General features: G+C 62.6%; 2 protein-coding genes and 1 pseudogene. 1 reads left to right on the top strand and 2 read right to left on the bottom strand.

The window, feature by feature from the left end; all coding sequences use genetic code 11:
• Nucleotides 1-831: DUF2865 domain-containing protein (locus JOZ76_RS35785; protein ID WP_441300157.1), on the bottom strand; the 831-nt coding region annotated here is incomplete at its 3' end.
• 140 nt (nt 832-971) lie between these two features.
• The gene (locus tag JOZ76_RS35790) at nt 972-1,277 is read right to left on the bottom strand and encodes a hypothetical protein (protein WP_291706088.1); all 306 of its coding nucleotides are present in this window, start codon (nt 1,275-1,277) and stop codon (nt 972-974) included.
• Nucleotides 1,278-1,574: 297 nt separating this feature from the next.
• Between JOZ76_RS35790 and JOZ76_RS35795 the strand changes: the two are divergent.
• Nucleotides 1,575-2,258: pseudogene (locus tag JOZ76_RS35795) on the top strand (cysteine--tRNA ligase); the annotation flags it as partial.

A 2,258-nucleotide genomic window follows, 5' to 3' on the forward strand; every position in this document is an offset into this window, starting at 1 on the left:
GAACTTGAACGCGTTGGCAAGCGCGGTGTAGGGCTGGCCCGATGTCGAGACAGCCGAGTTCATGTCCTCGCCGGGATTGCGATAGGAATAGAGATTGGCCTCGGCCGCGGGACATAGCGCCTTGCAGGTCCGCTCGTCGTCGCCAAAACGGCCAGGCACGGTCGCGAACGAGATCGGGAAATAGGCGCCGTCACAGCTGCGCACGCACACCGTGCGATAGGTGCCCGATGGCGCGCCCATGTCCGCCGGCGGCGGCAGGTTGCCGCCCGGATTGAACAGGCTGTCGAAGAAATTGCCGGGGCCGCGCACCGCGTTGGCATATTGAGGTCCGCAATTGTTCTGTGCGAGCGCGGTTAGCACCGAACGGCGCTGGTTTTCCCGATCCATGCCGCCAAAACCACCGGAGCGCAGCCGCTCGAGGCTGGTATTGATCTGGTCCAGATTGGCGCGCATCTGCGTGATCTGGTTGTTGACCGGGCTGCATTGCTGCGACTGCCCATTGAACAGCGAGAAAAAGCCGGAGCTCTCGCAGCCCATGCGCTTGGCCTGCAAGGTGACGCGATCGAGCTCGGCCTGCTGCTTGGTGGCGGCATCCTGATAGCGGCGAATCTGGTCGTCCTTGGCCGGGTCCGTGCTGCCGCCGCGATCGATGGTCGCAAGCTGCGCTTCGAGCCGCGGGCAGATTGGATTGACGGGGGCACCCTGGCCGGGCGGAGGTCCCGGCGGCGGCTCGTTTGCCATGATGTTCTGCGCGGATGCGCTCGCGCCAAAGAACAGCCCGCCGAGCACTGCAGCGAAAGCGAGAATCCGTCGGAAAGAGAATGCGGTCAATGTCTTGGCTTGATCTTGGACTTATCCGGGGTCACAGGGCGCCGCCAGATATCACAGCACCAACCTATAGGCCATAGCCGGCTGTTTCGGCGGTCTGAAGGCATCGATGTGGCCAAAACGCCGCAGTCGTCGCGCGAATCTCAGCGCTGGCACGTAATCGCGACATACTGGTCGCAATTGCCGTGCGTGCAATGCGCGCCGGTCTTGGGAACCGAGCCCGTGATCTCATCCGCATCGACGCGATGATAGGAGGAGGCCTGCGCAAAATCGCGTGATTGGCAGTAGGAGCGAGCGGCCGAGGCGCCGCACTTCTCGCCGCTGGCCAGGCACTGGTCGACACCATAGCCGTCGGCCTGATTGGCGATGATGAACACGCGGGTCTCGGCCGCTGCCGCATTTGCCGCGACCATGAACACAGAGCTCAGAACCGCCGCCAGAGATCGCATGGGTGCACCGAAGAGAGGAGCAGGACGGGGAGAATCGCTGGTCAAACGATAAGCCCAAACCCTTAAGAATGATTAACCGTGAGGATACGGGGGCGGCTCATGTCCGGTGAGAAAGCGGCTTTTTCACGGCCTCTTGACGAGATGCCTGGGATTTGCGATTTCTTCCGCCATGAACGGTTTCCTCGCCATTTGCTGCATCTGCCGCGAGATTACGAGCTAGCTCATCGCTGGCTGAGGCCGTCTTTTCTCAAAACGTTGAGATCATTGGACGCCCTGGCCAGCAGGGAACGATGATCCATGGAACTTCGGCTTTACGACACGCTGACCAGGACGACCGCGCCGTTCCGGCCGATCGATCCGAAAAACGTGCGCATGTATGTCTGCGGGCCGACGGTCTATGACTTCGCCCATATCGGCAATGCGCGCCCGGTCATCGTCTTCGACGTGCTGTTTCGGCTTTTGCGCCATCTCTATGGTGCTGATCATGTCACCTATGTCCGCAACATCACTGACGTCGACGACAAGATCAACGCGCGCGCCGCGCGCGATTTCCCGGAGTTGCCGCTGAACGAGGCGATCCGCCGGGTCACCGAGGTCACCGACCGGCAGTTTCACGAGGACGTCGATGCGCTCGGCGCATTACGCCCGAGCGTCGAGCCGCGTGCAACCGAGCATATCGCGGAAATGCGCGCGCTGATCGAGAAGCTCATTGCGGGCGGGTTCGCCTATGTCGCGGAGGATCACGTGCTGTTCTCGCCGCAGGCGATGAACGCCGCCAATTCCGTTCCGCCGCGTTATGGCGCGCTGGCCAAACGTTCGCTGGACGAGATGATCGCGGGCGCGCGCGTCGATGTCGCGCCCTATAAGCGCGATCCGGCCGATTTCGTGCTGTGGAAGCCGTCGAAGCCGGGCGAGCCGTCGTGGCCGTCGCCGGCGGGTATCAAAGCGGAGGGTCGTCCCGGCTGGCACATCGAGTGCTCG

Origin of the sequence: Bradyrhizobium sp. (genome assembly GCF_019244115.1) — a bacterium.
Classification (GTDB): Bacteria; Pseudomonadota; Alphaproteobacteria; order Rhizobiales; family Xanthobacteraceae; genus Bradyrhizobium.